11 protein-coding genes and 6 tRNA genes are annotated in these 15,172 nt (G+C 65.9%); 12 read left to right on the top strand and 5 right to left on the bottom strand.

Going from position 1 to position 15,172, the window contains the following annotated elements; translation table 11 throughout:
- Window positions 1-110 precede the first annotated feature (110 nt).
- The 3 genes from ACIRG5_RS35570 (at window position 111) to ACIRG5_RS35560 (ending at window position 1,909) form a co-directional block, all read left to right on the top strand.
- Window positions 111-1,211: a hypothetical protein gene (locus ACIRG5_RS35570; RefSeq protein ID WP_402913135.1), complete on the top strand. Its 1,101-nt coding sequence runs from the start codon at window positions 111-113 to the stop codon at window positions 1,209-1,211.
- Window positions 1,212-1,243: 32 nt separating this feature from the next.
- A complete protein-coding gene (locus ACIRG5_RS35565; protein WP_402913133.1) occupies window positions 1,244-1,597 on the top strand; it encodes a hypothetical protein in 354 nt (117 codons plus the stop codon).
- A gap of 102 nt (window positions 1,598-1,699) precedes the next feature.
- Window positions 1,700-1,909: a hypothetical protein gene (locus ACIRG5_RS35560; RefSeq protein ID WP_402913130.1), complete on the top strand. Its 210-nt coding sequence runs from the start codon at window positions 1,700-1,702 to the stop codon at window positions 1,907-1,909.
- Between the two features lie 174 nt (window positions 1,910-2,083).
- Here the strand turns inward: ACIRG5_RS35560 and ACIRG5_RS35555 are convergent, their stop codons facing one another.
- Window positions 2,084-3,478 (bottom strand): hypothetical protein, encoded by a 1,395-nt coding sequence (locus tag ACIRG5_RS35555; RefSeq protein ID WP_402913128.1) that lies wholly within the window; start codon window positions 3,476-3,478, stop codon window positions 2,084-2,086.
- A 260-nt stretch (window positions 3,479-3,738) separates the two neighbouring features.
- Between ACIRG5_RS35555 and ACIRG5_RS35550 the strand changes: the two genes are divergently transcribed.
- On the top strand, window positions 3,739-8,901 hold the full coding sequence (locus ACIRG5_RS35550; protein WP_402913126.1) for an AAA domain-containing protein: 5,163 nt from the start codon (window positions 3,739-3,741) through the stop codon (window positions 8,899-8,901).
- Between the two features lie 557 nt (window positions 8,902-9,458).
- Here ACIRG5_RS35550 and ACIRG5_RS35545 read toward each other — a convergent pair.
- From ACIRG5_RS35545 to ACIRG5_RS35530, 4 genes are all read right to left on the bottom strand, one after another.
- A tRNA-Val gene (locus tag ACIRG5_RS35545) sits at window positions 9,459-9,530 on the bottom strand.
- 56 nt (window positions 9,531-9,586) lie between these two features.
- Entirely contained in the window at window positions 9,587-10,009 is a 423-nt protein-coding gene (locus ACIRG5_RS35540; RefSeq protein ID WP_402913124.1) for a TIGR02611 family protein, read from the bottom strand.
- 22 nt (window positions 10,010-10,031) lie between these two features.
- The gene (locus ACIRG5_RS35535; RefSeq protein WP_402913122.1) at window positions 10,032-10,814 is read right to left on the bottom strand and encodes an anti-sigma factor domain-containing protein; all 783 of its coding nucleotides are present in this window, start codon (window positions 10,812-10,814) and stop codon (window positions 10,032-10,034) included.
- Complete coding sequence (locus ACIRG5_RS35530) at window positions 10,811-11,431, bottom strand: RNA polymerase sigma factor (protein ID WP_402913120.1); 621 nt, start codon at window positions 11,429-11,431, stop codon at window positions 10,811-10,813. Before ACIRG5_RS35530 ends, ACIRG5_RS35535 begins: the two co-directional genes overlap by 4 nt.
- A 256-nt stretch (window positions 11,432-11,687) precedes the next feature.
- On the opposite strand from ACIRG5_RS35530, the gene ACIRG5_RS35525 reads away from it, so the two are divergent.
- From ACIRG5_RS35525 to ACIRG5_RS35490, 8 genes are all read left to right on the top strand, one after another.
- Entirely contained in the window at window positions 11,688-12,113 is a 426-nt protein-coding gene (locus ACIRG5_RS35525) for an SsgA family sporulation/cell division regulator (protein WP_030477975.1), read from the top strand.
- Between the two features lie 107 nt (window positions 12,114-12,220).
- Window positions 12,221-12,293: transfer RNA gene (locus tag ACIRG5_RS35520), tRNA-Gly, on the top strand.
- Window positions 12,294-12,333: 40 nt separating this feature from the next.
- A tRNA-Cys gene (locus ACIRG5_RS35515) sits at window positions 12,334-12,405 on the top strand.
- Window position 12,406: 1 nt separating this feature from the next.
- Window positions 12,407-12,478, top strand: a tRNA-Val gene (locus ACIRG5_RS35510).
- Between the two features lie 172 nt (window positions 12,479-12,650).
- Window positions 12,651-12,723, top strand: a tRNA-Gly gene (locus tag ACIRG5_RS35505).
- 1 nt (window position 12,724) lies between these two features.
- Window positions 12,725-12,796, top strand: a tRNA-Val gene (locus tag ACIRG5_RS35500).
- 163 nt (window positions 12,797-12,959) lie between these two features.
- Window positions 12,960-13,547 (top strand): TIR domain-containing protein, encoded by a 588-nt coding sequence (locus ACIRG5_RS35495; RefSeq protein WP_319979051.1) that lies wholly within the window; start codon window positions 12,960-12,962, stop codon window positions 13,545-13,547.
- A 2-nt stretch (window positions 13,548-13,549) separates the two neighbouring features.
- On the top strand, window positions 13,550-15,166 hold the full coding sequence (locus tag ACIRG5_RS35490; protein ID WP_402913117.1) for a tyrosine-protein kinase family protein: 1,617 nt from the start codon (window positions 13,550-13,552) through the stop codon (window positions 15,164-15,166).
- Window positions 15,167-15,172: the final 6 nt, after the last annotated feature.

Below are 15,172 nucleotides of genomic sequence, written 5' to 3'. Positions count from 1 at the left end.
AGTTGTATGCCACTGCTGTGAGGTGTCGTGGTGATCGATATGGCTGCGACTCCCTATTGTCCGGATGGGTTGACTTGAGTTGTTGTCTGACGCTGGACGGAGGGGGTTCAATGAGCTTTGCGGTGAACACATTTCAGCTGAACTCCTATGCGGGTCTCGTGCGAAATCATCACGAGGACGCTATTCCGGCTGCCGGATACGCTGAGCGCAACCTCACCGCCGGCCCGTCCGCGGGCGAGGGCGTGATCAACCTCCTGACGTCGTCGCATGAGCAGGTGCGGTCGGATGTCGTTGCCGCGATGCAGCGACTGGCCGAGGTCTTGGGTTCCTGTGCGAGTGCCCTGGACGCGTCGGTGAAGATGTACGACTCGACCGATCGGGGTTCGGCCGAGCAGCTGGACTCGACCTACCCGAACCCAGGGGATCCGCCGAAACTTCCGCCACTGCCAGGTGGAATCGACCAAGGCGGCACCATAAGCGTCGTGTGGCAGGCACGGTTCCCCGCGGGGCGGCTGACCGAACCCGGAAAGCCGGTGGACTTCCAGAACCCCATTCAGATCATCAACGATCTCACGAACCTGCTCAGCCCCGGCTGGTGGATCGCCCAGATCCTGAAAGAGACGATCGGCGTCAACCCGGTGGAGGAGTTGGCGAAAGTCATCACCGGAGATTGGGAGGCGATCGCCAAGTGTGCGAGCACCTTCAACTCTCTTAGTTTCTTCTGCGAGGACGTTGCCTACGACCTTCGGATCAATCTGGGTGCCCTGCTGGAGACCTGGCACGGCAACGCCGCAAATGGAGCGTTCCAGTACTTCGGCGCTTTCGGCGCCACGATCGAAAGTCACCAGCAAGCACTGGGCGGCCTCCGGGACAAGTACCTGGAAGCCGCCAGAGGCGTGTGGGAGATGGCCGAGACGGCCGGCGACCTCATCCAGGGCATCTTTGACTGGGCATTCTGGGCCGCCGTGGAGGTGGCAGCTGGAGGTGTGCTGGTGGAGACCGGCGTTGGACCAGCGGTCCTGTGGTCACTGGCCGCCCTTCAGTGCGCGGCGATCGTACGCGACTGGAAGGCTGTCACCGACCTGATCATGAAGGTGCAGAACCTGGTCCGGGGCATTCACGGCGAGATCCTCAACCTGATCGGATCGAACGGTGCGTTCAAAGCCCACCCGTTCCCCGCTGACGGCTACCACAACCCCGGGGTGAGGTAGCAGTGGCCGACCCTCGACAACCACGGTTCTCCGTGGACCCGACCAACGACGCGGTTCGGCGAAAGCTGCTGCAGAAGCTCTCCATCAACAGCAAGAATCCAGCGTTGGCGGAAATGGCCAGAGAGCTGCTGGCCGGGCGAATCAGCCCGCGTGAGGTGATGACCTCCAGTAGCTACGCCTCCGCACTGGAACCGGGAGTGGCCCAGTTCCAGCACTGGTACGGAAGTCTTTCGGATGAGCAACGTGCCGAACAGGAAGAGCTCGGACGTGCCGCCCTTGATCGACTGGCGAACGAGCCCGAGACGCCTCCGGTGAGGGCTTGGCGGCAGAATCCGCCCGAAGGCCACGAGGACGAGGACTTCTCCGACCGCAGCTGGCTCACCTGAGAGGCGATCACCGTGACGTCGACCCCCCGGCCCCCGTTCGAATACGACCACAACATTCGCCGGTACCACTGGGCCGGATACGTCATCCCTGCCGTTCTGGTCGTGTCGTCGATCGCCGGAGCCGTGAAATATCCCAGCTGGCTTTGGCTGCCGCCCATCGCCTGTTCGCTGGGCACGGCGCTCGCGACGTTCCGCATTCGCAGCCGCACCAGCTACGCGCAAGTTTTCGTCTACGCGGCCACGGCCGTGGTGCTGATCATCATCGCCATCGTGGCGGTGAACCTGGCCATGAAGTCTGCTGTACCCCGGTAGCTCTGGTCGACAAAGGAGCTCGGCCGAGAGATGGCCGGGCGATTGGAGTTGGTCAGCTGGTAGCCAGGCCGAGCGCCATTCCCGCAGCCGTTCGTGGCGGAACTGGCACACCGGCCCTTCTTGACGATGTGTGTCCTCCAGGTCCCCAACGGGCTGGGGCCTTTGGCCGTGCTGTCAATGAGGACCGGTGTACTCCAGTTCTTGGCCCACGCCCATGGGTCGTAACCCGAGCACCGCACCGTCGGTATCCATTGCGATGACTCCGCCCCATTCCGCCTCCGCCTCTTGGCGCCGGTCCGCCCATACAGCCAGCACGCTGGGAAGCGCCGACTGGTAGCCCTGAAGATCCTTCTCCGCGAGCAGCTGACGTAGCCCGACCAGCACTCCCGAGAAAGCTTCCATCCGCTGCGAGCCGAACCGGAAGACGTGGTCAGTGCCGATGAACCGCATGCCGCCGAGCACGACGCCGGTGTCGAAGACCGTGTCGGTGCCGGGAAGCGCGTACTCGGATCCGACGCGGGCCTGCTGACGGGGAGTCAACAACTCTCGCGCGCCTTTTCTGTCTCCCACGAACGTGAGCAAGCTGGCGGCGGACGTCCGAGCGAGCACGCGAGAGAACCACTCCGAACGTTCCGGCGGAAGATAGAACCCCGGCCGTGTGTCGTCCGAGCCATCCGACGCCTTGACGGGAATGCCTGCGAAATCGTGGAGCTCCTCGATCGGCCCGTTCAGCGACAGGGCGCGTTCTCCTGGCACTGCGAGCACGCCGTCGCCGTCTGGATCGAGGATCAGCATCTCGATGCCGCCGCTGCCGGCCAGCGCAGTCGCCATCATCAGACTCGGTGGCGGCGCGGCGCTCCCGTCACCACCTCCCACCACCACCGCGTGGACCTGCGAGGACGCTTTGGCCAGCTGTTCGTGTTGCGCCACCGCCTTGCCGTGCGATCCCTTGCACTCCACGGTGACGAGGCGCGCCGGTTGATCTTCCTTGAGGCCGACGAGGAAGTAGTCGGGCCGCAGCAGGGTGTTCTCACGCGACCGGACCTCGGTGCCTCTGAGCGCCCACCCGGCTTCAAGCGCGACGTCGGCGTCGACGATCTGAAACTGGTAGTCAGGATGTCTCCGCTGGACGATGCGGAGTGAGGCGGCCAGGGCGAACGCAATCCCCAGGTCCTCGGCCTGAACCGACTTCCTGTGATAGCGAGGATCACGGCCGTCCTGCGACAACTCCATCCGTCCCTGGTAGTTGGCCTGCAACGTGGTGATGTATTTGAGGCAGCTCCAGTGTTGCGCTAACGCGCGCGACGACCCCTGACCGGACAGCACGGTCGCGCGGCCGAGGGTGTGGAGCAACTCCCACGGCATGATCGACATTCCGCCGTTGTGCTCGTTTTTGGCGACTGGAGTCAGCTGCGCCTTCCGCGCAGGAATGTCCTGCTGCTTCTCCTTGCGATCGAGGTCGATCTTGGCTGCCTTCTGGAGAACTTTCCCGACAAGTTGCGAATCCGACTGAAAGGGCACCCACGACGATTCGAACAGCCGCCGTAGGGCCTCGACCACATCCGCCAAGACTGCCCCCTCGTCTCCGACCCAGCCATCAAGTCATACCGCGCCAGCAGTTCAGGCGCCTGCCCGCAAATGAGTGAACGAGTGGAACGATCGAATGGCATAACCAGCCGTTCGAATTTGGTTGAGCGGCAAGGGCGCGGTGATCAAGTCCGCTACAGCATGGGAACCGCAGTTCGTAACGGTGTGGTTTCGGCTGTATCAACGCGCACTGGAGTGGCGATGAGCAGTTCGTCTGTCCGGTGGCGAGTAAGGAGAACGGCGTGGCTAACGGTGGGGCCGCTCGTGGTCAGCACGACAAGACGGTTGATCGAGCGGTGCGGCTGTTCCAGTTCCTCGCCCGCAGCCAGCAGCTCAAGTCCAATCCGGCACGGACGACCGACAGCTACGAGTCGGTGCTGTGGTTCGGGCGGTTGCCCGAGCACCCCGCGGTGCGCTCGGCGCACCACGACACGGTGTTCGAGGCCGGGGGTTCCTTGCTCACCGTGGAACGCGTCGCCCACCAGGACCCGCCGGAGCCGGACGCCGCGCTGAGGCCCTGGTTGGACGGTGACTGGGACGATCCCGGCACGCCACCTCGCCTGCGCGACGCGATCGGCGAGGAACCGCAGCGGGTCGCGATCGAGGACGCGCCTGAGGTCCAGGAGCTGCACGCCGACTGGGAAGCCCTCTGGACCGCCTGGGCCGAGCAGGAGAAGAACGACCGGCCGGCGCGCGAGGTCTACAACGAACTGTTCGCCGCCTATGTCACCGCCGCGGGCCACGCGGAGGAACTGGAGCTGGTGATCGGTGTCGGGTGCCTGTCGTGGTCGCCTCTCGGCCACTACGCGGTGCGCCGGCACCTTGCCACCGTGCCCGCGGTAATCCGCTTCGACGACGAGACCGGCCGGTTGACCGTCCACCACGCGGAGACCGCCGAGGGGTTGACCGTCGAGCTCGACATGGTCGATCCCGGTCGCGTCGCCAACCCACAGCACGTCGTGCAGATCAGGAACGAGGCCGGTGAGGTCACTGCGGCCGTGTTGTGCCGCGAAGAAGTGGGTGGCGTGCTGCGCAGGCTGGTGCATGCCCTCGACGCCGAAGCCATCTACCTCGACGAGGACCAACCGCAGAAGGCCGGAGCGCACGCGGTGGCGGCGTTCGCCCCCGCGGTGATCCTGCGCCGGCGGTCCCGGCAGGGGATCGTGGACATCCTCGACTCGGTGGCGGGCCAGATCGGCGAGTCCGGTGTCGTGCCGGACGGGCTGCTCCCGCTGGTGGACCCCGACCACCGGCCGGCCGCCGTGAGCTCACCCGAGGCGGGTGCGCTGGTCGACCTCGGCGACGAACCGTTCCTCCCATTGCCGGTCAACGACCGCCAGCTGCGTGTGCTGACCCAGGTGGACACGAAGGCGCAGGTCCTCGTCCAGGGTCCGCCGGGAACAGGCAAGACCCACACCGTCGCCGCCCTGCTCTCGCACCTGCTCGCACAGGGAAAGCGCGTGCTCGTGACCGCGCACACCGATCGCGCGCTGAAGGAGGTCCGGGCGAAGCTTCCCGAGGCCATCGCACCGCTCGCGGTCTCCGTCGTCGGTTCCTCGCGCTCCGACCTGGCAGACCTGAAGGTCGCGGTCGAGCGGATCAGCCACGTGGCCAGCGAGTACGACGCCGAAGCGGCTCGCCGCGCCGTCGACGAGCACACGGCGGCGATTGAGGAACTGCGCCTGCGTCGTGCTGGTCTGTACCGGTGTCTCCTCGACGCCCGCATGAAGGAGGTCACCGAGTTCGACGTGGCCGGATACCGCGGCACGCTCGCCGCGATCGCGCAGAGGCTCGAAGCCGAGCGGGAGCGGTTCGGCTGGCTGGCCGATCTCGTCGAGGTCGGAGAAGCTGCTCCGTCACCGTTGCTGTCGAAGGACGTCGTCGCGTGGCACCGAAGCGTCGTGGACGACGCACTGAACGCGGACGAGCCGGAGTCGCGGCTCAAACTGCTGGACCTCGCCCTGGTGCCCGGCCCGGAGGAGTTCTTCGGCCTGGTGACCGCCGAGCAGCGGGCCATCGTCGCCGAGGAGGGACACGGCAGCCTGACCCGGCACGACGCGTTCGACGGTGTGCGGCGCCTGGACCAGGCCACCCGGACCCTGCTCCGCCAGCGCCTCAACGGGTTCGCGCGGGAAGCCGAGGACCTCTCCCGGCGGCGCGAGGCGTGGATGAACGACGCGCTGGCGGAGGTGCTGTCGGGGCGCGCGAACCTGTGGAGGTCGCGCGGACACCAGGTCGCTCAGCTGATCGAGCGCATCCGTCCCCTGGTGGATCGGCTGGGGCCGCTCACCGACGTGCGGGTCGGCCCGGCCGACACGGGCGTCCTGGTCTCCCTCGCGGGTTCGCTCCGCGCGCACATCGGCGACGGCGGCACGCTCAAGGTGAATCCCGACGGGTCGCCCAAGACCGGCGCTTTCGCGCCCAAGGCCGTGAAGCAGGCACAGCCGTTGTTCCAGGCGGTGCGGGTCAACGGTGTTCCGCCCACCAGCGCGGACCAGTTAGACCTCTTCCTGATGTGGGCTGACGCCAGCCGCGTGCTGGAGGCGCTCGACCGGGCCTGGCCGGACTCGGTGCACGTTCCAGCGGAGGACACGCTGAGCGAGCGCCTCCAGTGGCACGTGACGGAACTGGAGCAGCTGCGTCGCGTTCTGGCTTTGGGAGAAGCGCTCGAGGCGGAGGAGCGCGGTCTCGCCGGACTCGGGCTCCCGCGGCCGAACTGGACCGACCTCGGTGCTGTGCAGATTTACGCGCGACTTGTAGACGCGGCTGCCGCTTCGGACGCGCGCACCGCCGCGACGTTGCCGTTGCTGGAGGTCGCGCGGACCATTTCGGACGTGGCGCAGTGGGCCGATGCCGCGCCGTGCGTCAAACACCTCGCGCAGGCGGCGGAGCAGCGGGACCACGAGTCGTACGCGGTCGCGCATCACCGGCTGGTGCGGCTGACCGAGGTCGCCGAGCTGACCCGGCGCCGTGACGACGTCGCGGCCGTTTTCGCGCAGTCGTTGCCGCAGGTCCACCACGCCATCTCCGACGATCCGCGCGCCCCGGCCTGGATCGGGAAGCTCGCCGACTGGGACGCTGCCTGGTCCTGGGCCGTCGCCAGGGCGTGGGTGATGAACCGCGGCGACGAGGACGTGAACGCACTGCAGACTGAGGTGCTGCACGTCGAGGAACAGGTGCGCCGCCGTGTCGAGCAGCTGGCGGCCGAACGCGCGTGGAGCCACGCCGTGTCGCCACAACGGTTGTCCGGCAAGGCCCGTGCCGACCTGCTCCAGTACGCCCAGCTGGTCAAACTGCTGGGCAAGGGCACCGGCGTCTACGCGAACCAGCGCCGCGCTGACATCAGGGCGGCCATGGGACGCTGCCGGCCGGCAGTGCCGGTGTGGATCATGCCGGTCTACCGGATCGCCGAACAGTTCCGCGTTCAGCCGGACATGTTCGACGTCGTCGTGGTGGACGAGGCGTCGCAGGCCGGTCTCGAAGCCACGTTCCTGCAGTACCTCGCACCGAAGATCGTGGTCATCGGCGACGACAAGCAGGTCTCGCCGTCGGCCGTCGGCACCGACCAGCAACAGCTGCGCGACCTCGCCCAGCAGTACCTCTGGGACGACCCGCACCGTGCCTCGTGGCAGGAGCCCAAGCGCAGTCTCTTCGACGAGGCGAAGATGAGGTTCGAGGGCATGATCACCCTCGTCGAGCACCGCCGGTGCGTGCCCGAGATAATCGGCTTCTCGAACCGGATCGCGTACGAGCCCGACGGCATCCGGCTGGTGCCTGTGCGCCAGTACGGAGCGGATCGGTTGGAGCCGATCAAGCCGGTGTTCGTGGACAACGGCCACGAGCGAGGGGTGACCGACAAGGTCAACCCCGCCGAGGCCGACGCGATCGTGGACCAGATCGAGAAGTGCATCGCGGATCCCCGCTACGACGGCCTGACGTTCGGGGTCGTGTCGCTGCTTGGTCGCGCGCAGGCCAAGCGGATCGAGAAGCGGTTGCTGGAGCGCATCCCACCGGAGGAGTGGAAGGCCCGCGACCTCAGGTGCGGTGACTCGGCCGACTTTCAGGGGTCCGAGCGCAACGTGATGTTCCTGTCGATGGTGAAGGCACCGGAACCCGGCGTCCGGATTTCCTCGCTGACGCAGGACATGTACGTCCAGCGCTTCAACGTGGCCGCGTCGCGCGCCAAGGACCAGATGTGGGTGTTCCACTCGCTGCGTCTGTCGGACCTCGGAAACCCGGAGGACATGCGGTTCCAGCTGCTGGACTACTGCTACGCCCTGTCCGGGCGCGCGGGTGACGCCGGTGAGGAGAGACGTTCGGTCGTGCCCGACGACCGACGGGTGGAGCCCTTCGACTCGCTGTTCGAGCAGCGGGTGTTCAACCGCCTCGTCGACCGCGGGTACAGCGTCGTGCCGCAGTTCCCGGCTGAGGGCTACCGCATCGACCTCGTGGTGGTAGGAGCGAAGGCACGGCTGGCGGTCGAGTGCGATGGCGACGCGTGGCACGGACCCGACGCTTATGAACGCGATCTCGCCCGGCAACGCGACCTGGAACGTTGCGGCTGGACGTTCTTCCGCATCCGTGAGTCCGAGTTCTACGTGGACCGGCCGGCCGTGCTGGCGCGGCTGTGGGACGCGCTGCACCAGCTGGACGTCCACCCGTCCGGTTGGACTCCGCACGCCGACCTCCCGACCGTCGTGGTGCCGGTGCCTCCGGCTGTCGCCGAGCCGGCGCCGCCCGCTGAGGTCCCGCAGACCGCGGAGGTCGTGGCCGTCGCCGAGCCGGTGCCGCAGGAGCTGGACCGGCCCGAGGTGTGGGAGGACCAGCCGACCGCTGTGGAACAGGTCGTGCACGAGCCGGTGACCGCGGTGCGGGAGGCGGTACCGGCAGCAGCAGGCGACCTCGTCCTGGCCGACTACCGGCAGTTCGACGGAACGGTCGTCCAGGTTGGTGACGCGTCCCGGAAGGAGATGGTCAGCGGCCTGATCCGGCTCGTCGAGGCCGAGGGACCGGTGCGCGGCAGCCGCCTGCACACCGCCTACGTCCGTGCCTCCGGCGCCGTCCGCGTCACGAAGACGGTCGCGGTCGAGTTGAACAAGGCGATCTCGCAGGCGGTGCGCAACGGACAGCTGATCGAGGACGATCCCCTCGGAGAGAGCGGCGTCAAGCCGCGCACCTACCGGGTGCCGGGGCAGCCGGAGGTGTGCCCGCGACGGCTCGGACCGCGTTCGCTCGACGAGGTGCCCCCGGCCGAGCTGGCGGCCTTGTTCGACCACGTCGTCGCGCGCGACGACGACCTCGGTGAGGAGGCGCTCCAGCGGGCGGTGCTGGAGCTGCTCGGGTTGAAGCGCCTCACCGACAACGTCAAGAGCCGGCTGACCGCCGTGCGCGCCCTGCAGTCCTGAACCCGAGTGGACCGCGGTGGTTCCGTCCGCTATTTGCTGGTCGTGACCACCGCCAGAGCCGACTCGCGCACGTCCGGGAGGGTCACAGGCGCAAGTGCTCAGCGGCTCCGAGAAAGGAGTGGATCTTCAGGACGGTGACCAACTGCGGTCAGCGTGCTGGAACTAGCCAACTGCGCTTAGTGGTGCAGAACGTCGTATTTCTACAGGTCAGGTGACCGTGAACTCATATCTGGGGGCAAGGGCTCGGTCAAGCATGTGTTGTGTGGGACGGGCATCGTCGAGACCGCTCGTGGGCGACTTGGTGCAATGCCTAAGACGGCGATGCAAAGTGAGGCGAGCTTGACGCCTGGTGACCTCTTAGGTGGCGGCGAAGAGGTCACCAGCAGTCCGATGAGCCTCAATTCGCTGACCTGCGGATTTGCAAATCTCGGTGACAAGACTTCGCGTAGATCTGGCGAGTTGGGGGAGGACTTCTGCTCCCAATCTGCTCCCACGCAACGCAAACGGGGTATCGATGAATATCATCGATACCCCGTTTGACCTGGTAAAACACACTGTGGGCGATACTGGGATCGAACCAGTGACCTCTTCGGTGTGAACGAAGCGCTCTCCCGCTGAGCTAAACGCCCGTGTTCTGTTGTGGTGCTGTCCCGCTCTCGCGGTGTGGCCATAGCCTACAACATCATCAACGAGAACCAAAAATCGGGCTCTGCAACCAGGTCCACTCCACGCCGAACCAGCCTCCCACCAGTGCGAACACGTTGAGGAGGTAGCAGGTGACGAGGACGATGGCGCAGACGCCCGCCATCACCAGGCCGCGGACCCAGCCCGGCTGGCGCTTGAGCCAGGCGACCCAACGGTCGTAGTAGCGCTTCGCGAACTTCAGGACTCGGCCTGCCCACTCGAATTCCGTGGCGAGGATGGCGAGGCCCGCGAAGACCACGAGCCAGCCCGGGCCGGGGTACGGGATCATGATGATGCCCGCGATCAGGACCAGGCCGCCGATCACGCCCACGCCGATTCGGTACGCCAGGTTCAGCGCCGGGTTCCGGTGGAACCAGTGGCGCCAGCCCTTGTGCTCGTCGGGCTTCACTTCGGGCTTCGTCATGTGTCGATCATCCTGTTGGGATTCAGGCGGGTGCAACCTGACCGCCTGCCAGCACCTCCGAGGGTTTCGGAGGGGCCTGGCGGCCTGGTTCGAGCGACACCGCGAAGGTCGTGTGCTTGTGCGCGTCGGCGGACCAGGCCAGCAGTTGCGGGTCTGTGGAGCCTGCGCGCACGTCGAACACCGCCAACGGTACCGGCGCTTTCGTGCTTGCACCCCAAACTACGTAAACGTGACCCGTGTCGTTCGGTTTGAGGTTCATCGGCATCACGGCGCCCGAGGTCGGGTTCGAGAGAACCACGGCCACTTCGTCGCCTGAGGTCGTGCGCAGGACCGCCCTGTTCGTGGACGGGTCCGCGGCCAGGGAGAGGGCCTTGTTCAGCTCGTCGGTGCGTGTCTGTGCGGCCGTGACCTCGCTCGAGAGTTGGTTCACGCGCACGCCCAGGTAGCCGCCGCCTACCAGCACGACCAACGCTGCCGCGGCGGCCAGCAGTACGCGGCCGGTGCGGCGGCGGTGTTGCGGGCGCAGCGGAATCGGGGCCGCGTGGCGCGGGGCGTGTTGTGCGGGCACTTCCTGGGGGATGTGCTCGATCTGTTCCATCAGCCTCGCGCGGAGGCGGGGTGGTGGTTGTTCCTGGCGGACCGCGCCGCCGATGCCCGCCAGGACCTCCTGCGTCGCCTGCACGGTGTGTTGGCACGTGGTGCAGGTCGGCAGGTGGTCGCGGACCACTGCTTCCTCGTCTGGCTCCAGGGAGTGCATCGCCCAGCCGACGGCGAGCTCCTCTTGAGCGCACAGGTCGCCGTTCACCGGTGAACTCCTGTCGTCTCGCCGGTCTCTCCGGCCCACAAGTTCCCCAACGTGCCTCTCAGGCGTCTGATCGCCGCGAACGTGCGCGATTTCACAGTGCCCAGGGGTACGCCTGTCAGCTTTGCCACTTCGCACTGCGTGTAGCCGCCCAGATAGGCGAGCGCTATTACCTGGCGCTGTTCTTCCGGCAACGTGTGCAGGGCCGCTCTGACCTCGGCGCTCACCACGCTGACCAACGCTGCGTGGTCGGAGCCTTCGGCAGGAGGGGAGACATCGTCGGTGAGGGGAACAGTCCGACGACGCTGAGTGTTCTCCTTACGTACGGCGTCCACCGCGCGGTGGTGAACCAAAGTCATCAACCAGGTGCCGAAACTTCCGCGGGCGGGGTCGAACCTGGCGGGGTGCCGCCAGAGCGCGAGGAAGGCTTCCTGGACGACGTCCTCGGCCAGATCCGGGTCCACGCAGATGCGCCTGGCCAGCGAATACGCTGGCGTGCCGTACCTGTCGTACAGCTCACCGAACGCCGGCCGATCGCCCTGTGCGAGTCTTTGCACGAGCTCGAAATCGGTCGGCCGGCCGTCGCTCGACGCAACGGTTGGGCCGGGTGAGTCAGCCACCAGAGATGTCCTCACGTCCAACATTCGCGCAACAGCCGGTACCGGGTTCAGGTTAGACCCAGCAAGATGGGAGTCGCTGAACTTCGGCTAACGAGCGAGGAGGACACGGAGCGCGTGCATACGGTCGCGTTGCGGAGTCAAGCTGACCCGATGGGGTGATCTGGGCCCGATTCGCGAGCGTTCCTCGCCACATGCACGTCACAACTAAGGTGCTCGGTCGTTTCATTGACCGGGAAGGGAGAAGAGGGTAACGACGATGCGCAACGATCACGTGACGCTCCGCTCGACAGCGGTCTTCGACCTGCTGGCACCGAGGACCCCTGCGGTCCCGGTTCAAGTGGAGCTGCGATACGACACAAAGGACCCGTACGCGGTCGTCGCCGCGTTCCGCACCGGCCGCGCCGGTTGGGTCGAGTGGGTTTACGCCCGCGACTTGCTCGCCGACGGTCTCATCGCCGACGCCGGTGACGGTGACGTCCGGATCCGCCCCGCCGCCGACGACCCCGAGGTCGTCGTGATCGAGCTGAGCTCACCTTCCGGGCACGCCATGTTCGAGGCGTCCGCCCAGGAACTCGCCGATTTCCTCGACCGGACCTACGACGTCGTCGTGCCGGGCAACGAGCACCTCTGGGTCAACGTCGACGAGGCGCTCACGCACCTCATCTCGAACGACCTCAGCTGAGTAATCCGAGGTAGGGGGCCCGCGATGGCGATGCGGGACCCCCCGGTGAAACCCGCTTGAACCCCTCGTATAAGCTTTGTTTCAACATCATGAAGTCAGTGATGAACGCGGATGTAGCGCAGTTGGTAGCGCATCACCTTGCCAAGGTGAGGGTCGCGAGTTCGAGTCTCGTCATCCGCTCTGTGGTTCCCCGGTGTCTTCACCGTGGATCCATGCTCCTGGCGGAGTGGCCGAGTGGCTTAGGCAAGGGCCTGCAAAGCCCTGTACACGGGTTCGATTCCCGTCTCCGCCTCGGACGATTAGCTCAGCGGGAGAGCACTACCTTGACACGGTAGGGGTCACAGGTTCAATCCCTGTATCGTCCACTTTGGATCATCAGCGGGGCCAGGTGCACAGCGCACCTGGCCCCGCTGTCGTTCACGCACCTTTCCCGCGGCCGGCTCGGCGCATCCCGGCAGGCTCAAGATCAGCCGATTTGGAACTTCGGGGGAGCGTCGGATAAAGTTCCTCTCGCACCACGGGAAACCGGCGGGGCACGCGGATGTAGCGCAGTTGGTAGCGCATCACCTTGCCAAGGTGAGGGTCGCGAGTTCGAGTCTCGTCATCCGCTCGGACGATTAGCTCAGCGGGAGAGCACTACCTTGACACGGTAGGGGTCACAGGTTCAATCCCTGTATCGTCCACTCATCACAGGAAGCCCTCGATCATCATGATCGGGGGCTTCCTGCTGTTCTGGGCTGGAGTGCGTCAGGTATCCAGTTTTTGTCCAATTGTGGGTGGAACAGCTGAAAATGCCCACTTTTTTGTCTTTTATCGACGTGGGTTGCGCACCTACCGTTGTGCGCTGTGTCCTACAAGTACGATTTCTTCATCAGCTACTGCCGATACGGCACTGTGCAGAAGTGGCTGATCAACCACTTCCTGGGCAAGCTCAAGGAATGTCTTGCTGATCAGTACGCGCCAACTCCGTCGGTGTACGTCGACCGCACGATGGAGCGCGGCGTGCACTGGCCGTCGAACCTGCAGGACGCGCTACGTCACAGCAAGATCATGGTCCAGCTCCTCACGCCGCAGTACTACGAGTCCCGCTGGTGCATGGCCGAGCAGAAGAGCATGCGGGCCAGGGAGGACATGCTAGGTGTCGCAAGCCTCGAGGTCTCCCAGGGGTTGATCTACCCGATCCTCTACTCCGACTCAGAGAACTTTCCCGTGGAGGAAAAGGAGAGGTCGTGGGTGGATTTCAAGGATGTCGCACACCCGGATCCCGTTTATCAGCAGAGTCGGAAATATCTTCGATTCCACACGCGGGTGAACGATCTCGCGGCTGATCTCGTCCGGCTCGCCAAGCAGGCACCGCCCTGGCAGTCGGACTGGCCTGACGTTGATCCGCCGGAACCCCCTCTCATTCAGCCGCCCCAGATACCGAGGTTCTGACCATGGCCGGGACCGTCATCACCTTCTACTCGTACAAGGGCGGTGTCGGGCGCAGTTTCACCATGGCCAACATCGCGGTGTTGCTCGCGCGCTGGGGTTATCGGGTTCTCACGATCGACTGGGACCTGGAAGCTCCTGGCCTGCACCACTACTTCGCGCCGGTATTGCGGGGAGCATCGAAAGGCGGCGTGATCGATCTCGCGCACGATTTCCTCGCGGGTGCGAACGAACCCGCTGCTCACGCGCTGAAGGTCGCCGTGGAAGGCAGCGGCTCGCTCGAGTTGCTGGCCGCAGGGAAGATGGACCGCTCCTACATGCGGCGGATGCAGGCGATCGACTGGGCGCAGCTGTACGAGAAGGGGTTCGCGCGCTTTCTCGAGGTGTGCCGTGACCGTTGGACCGCCAATCACGACTTCGTGCTGATCGACAGCAGGACCGGCATCTCCGACATCGCGGGCATCTGCACAGCTCATCTGCCGGACCGACTGGTCGTCGTCTTCACCGCCAACGACCAGAACCTCGACGAGGTCGTGGACATCACCCGGCGCGCCGACGACGCGAGAGACCGGATGCCCTACGACCGGCCTCGGCACACCGTGCTCCCCGTGCTGTCCCGACTGGACAACCGGGTCGAGTACGAACGTGCGGACAAGTGGCAGCGAAAGTGCGCCGCGGTGGTCGCCCCGCTGTTCGAGAACTGGCTCGTCAAGAGCGTGCCTGAAGATCTGATGCTGCGGCATCTCACGGTCCCGTACGTCTCCTACTGGAGTTTCGGCGAGCAGCTCCCGGTGCTGGATGAACCCATCCCCTCCCCCGACCAGATCTCGTACGCGCTGGAGACCATCGCCGCGGTGATCGCGCAGGGGTTCGACCGCACCGACGTGCTGGAGGACAACCGAGACGCCTACGTCGCGGCCGCGCGCAACCATCACCGGGACTTCGACCTCGACCTGCTGGTGTCCAGTCCCCGGACGTTGTTGAAGGCCACCGAGGACCTCATCGCAGAATTGAACGCACTCGGGCTGCGTGCCGAGCGTTCGGTGTCCGGCGACCCGGAGATCCTCGAGAAGACCGGTGAGCCGGCGGAGCACCTGTGCCTCCTGGTGGATGGAGAGGCGAGCCGGTGGCAGATCACCGAGGCGGAGCGCTTCCTGCGGCACACCATCGGCCCCGAAGGCGATCAGCGGCAGTTGTTCTGCGTGCTGACGAAGAACACGGATCGAGACGAGCTACCGGGCTTCCTGCGCAACCTGCGGCACCTGGAACTCGGCCCGCGCCCTGAACTGGTCGCGCGGCAGCTCCACGCCCTCATCCAGGGGACTCCCGACCACGAACCGAACCACGAGGCGCTGATGGCGGCCGCGACCGCGTTGCGCGGTCTTCCCGACGAGATGCCGTACGCCGGCCGGTTCGTGCTCGTCCAGGAAACCGTCCACGGCATGACGGCGGCGCTTGACAGCGATGACATGGAGCTGCTGCTCGACCTCTCGGCTGCGCTCGTGCTCACCAGTAAGACGCGTGGCAACGGCGCCGAGGCCCCGATGCCACCCGAACTGCGAACCGCGGTGGAGCAACTGCTCGCCCGGATCGATCGACGACTCAACGCGTTCACCGACTGAGAGGCG

The sequence above is a fragment of the Lentzea sp. NPDC102401 genome, assembly GCF_044765805.1.
Taxonomy (GTDB): domain Bacteria; phylum Actinomycetota; class Actinomycetes; order Mycobacteriales; family Pseudonocardiaceae; genus Lentzea; species Lentzea sokolovensis.
Note: the sequence above shows the minus strand (reverse complement) of the source record. Positions and strands in the feature narration are given on the sequence as shown.

What these genes read in the sequence shown, in the direction of transcription:
- ACIRG5_RS35570 (WP_402913135.1), top strand. Translation starts at nt 111, where the DNA reads ATGAGCTTTGCGGTGAACACATTTCAGCTGAACTCCTATGCGGGTCTC.
- ACIRG5_RS35540 (WP_402913124.1), bottom strand. Translation starts at nt 10,009, where the DNA reads ATGACGAAGCCCGAAGTGAAGCCCGACGAGCACAAGGGCTGGCGCCAC.
- ACIRG5_RS35525 (WP_030477975.1), top strand. Translation starts at nt 11,688, where the DNA reads ATGCGCAACGATCACGTGACGCTCCGCTCGACAGCGGTCTTCGACCTG.
- ACIRG5_RS35490 (WP_402913117.1), top strand. Translation starts at nt 13,550, where the DNA reads ATGGCCGGGACCGTCATCACCTTCTACTCGTACAAGGGCGGTGTCGGG.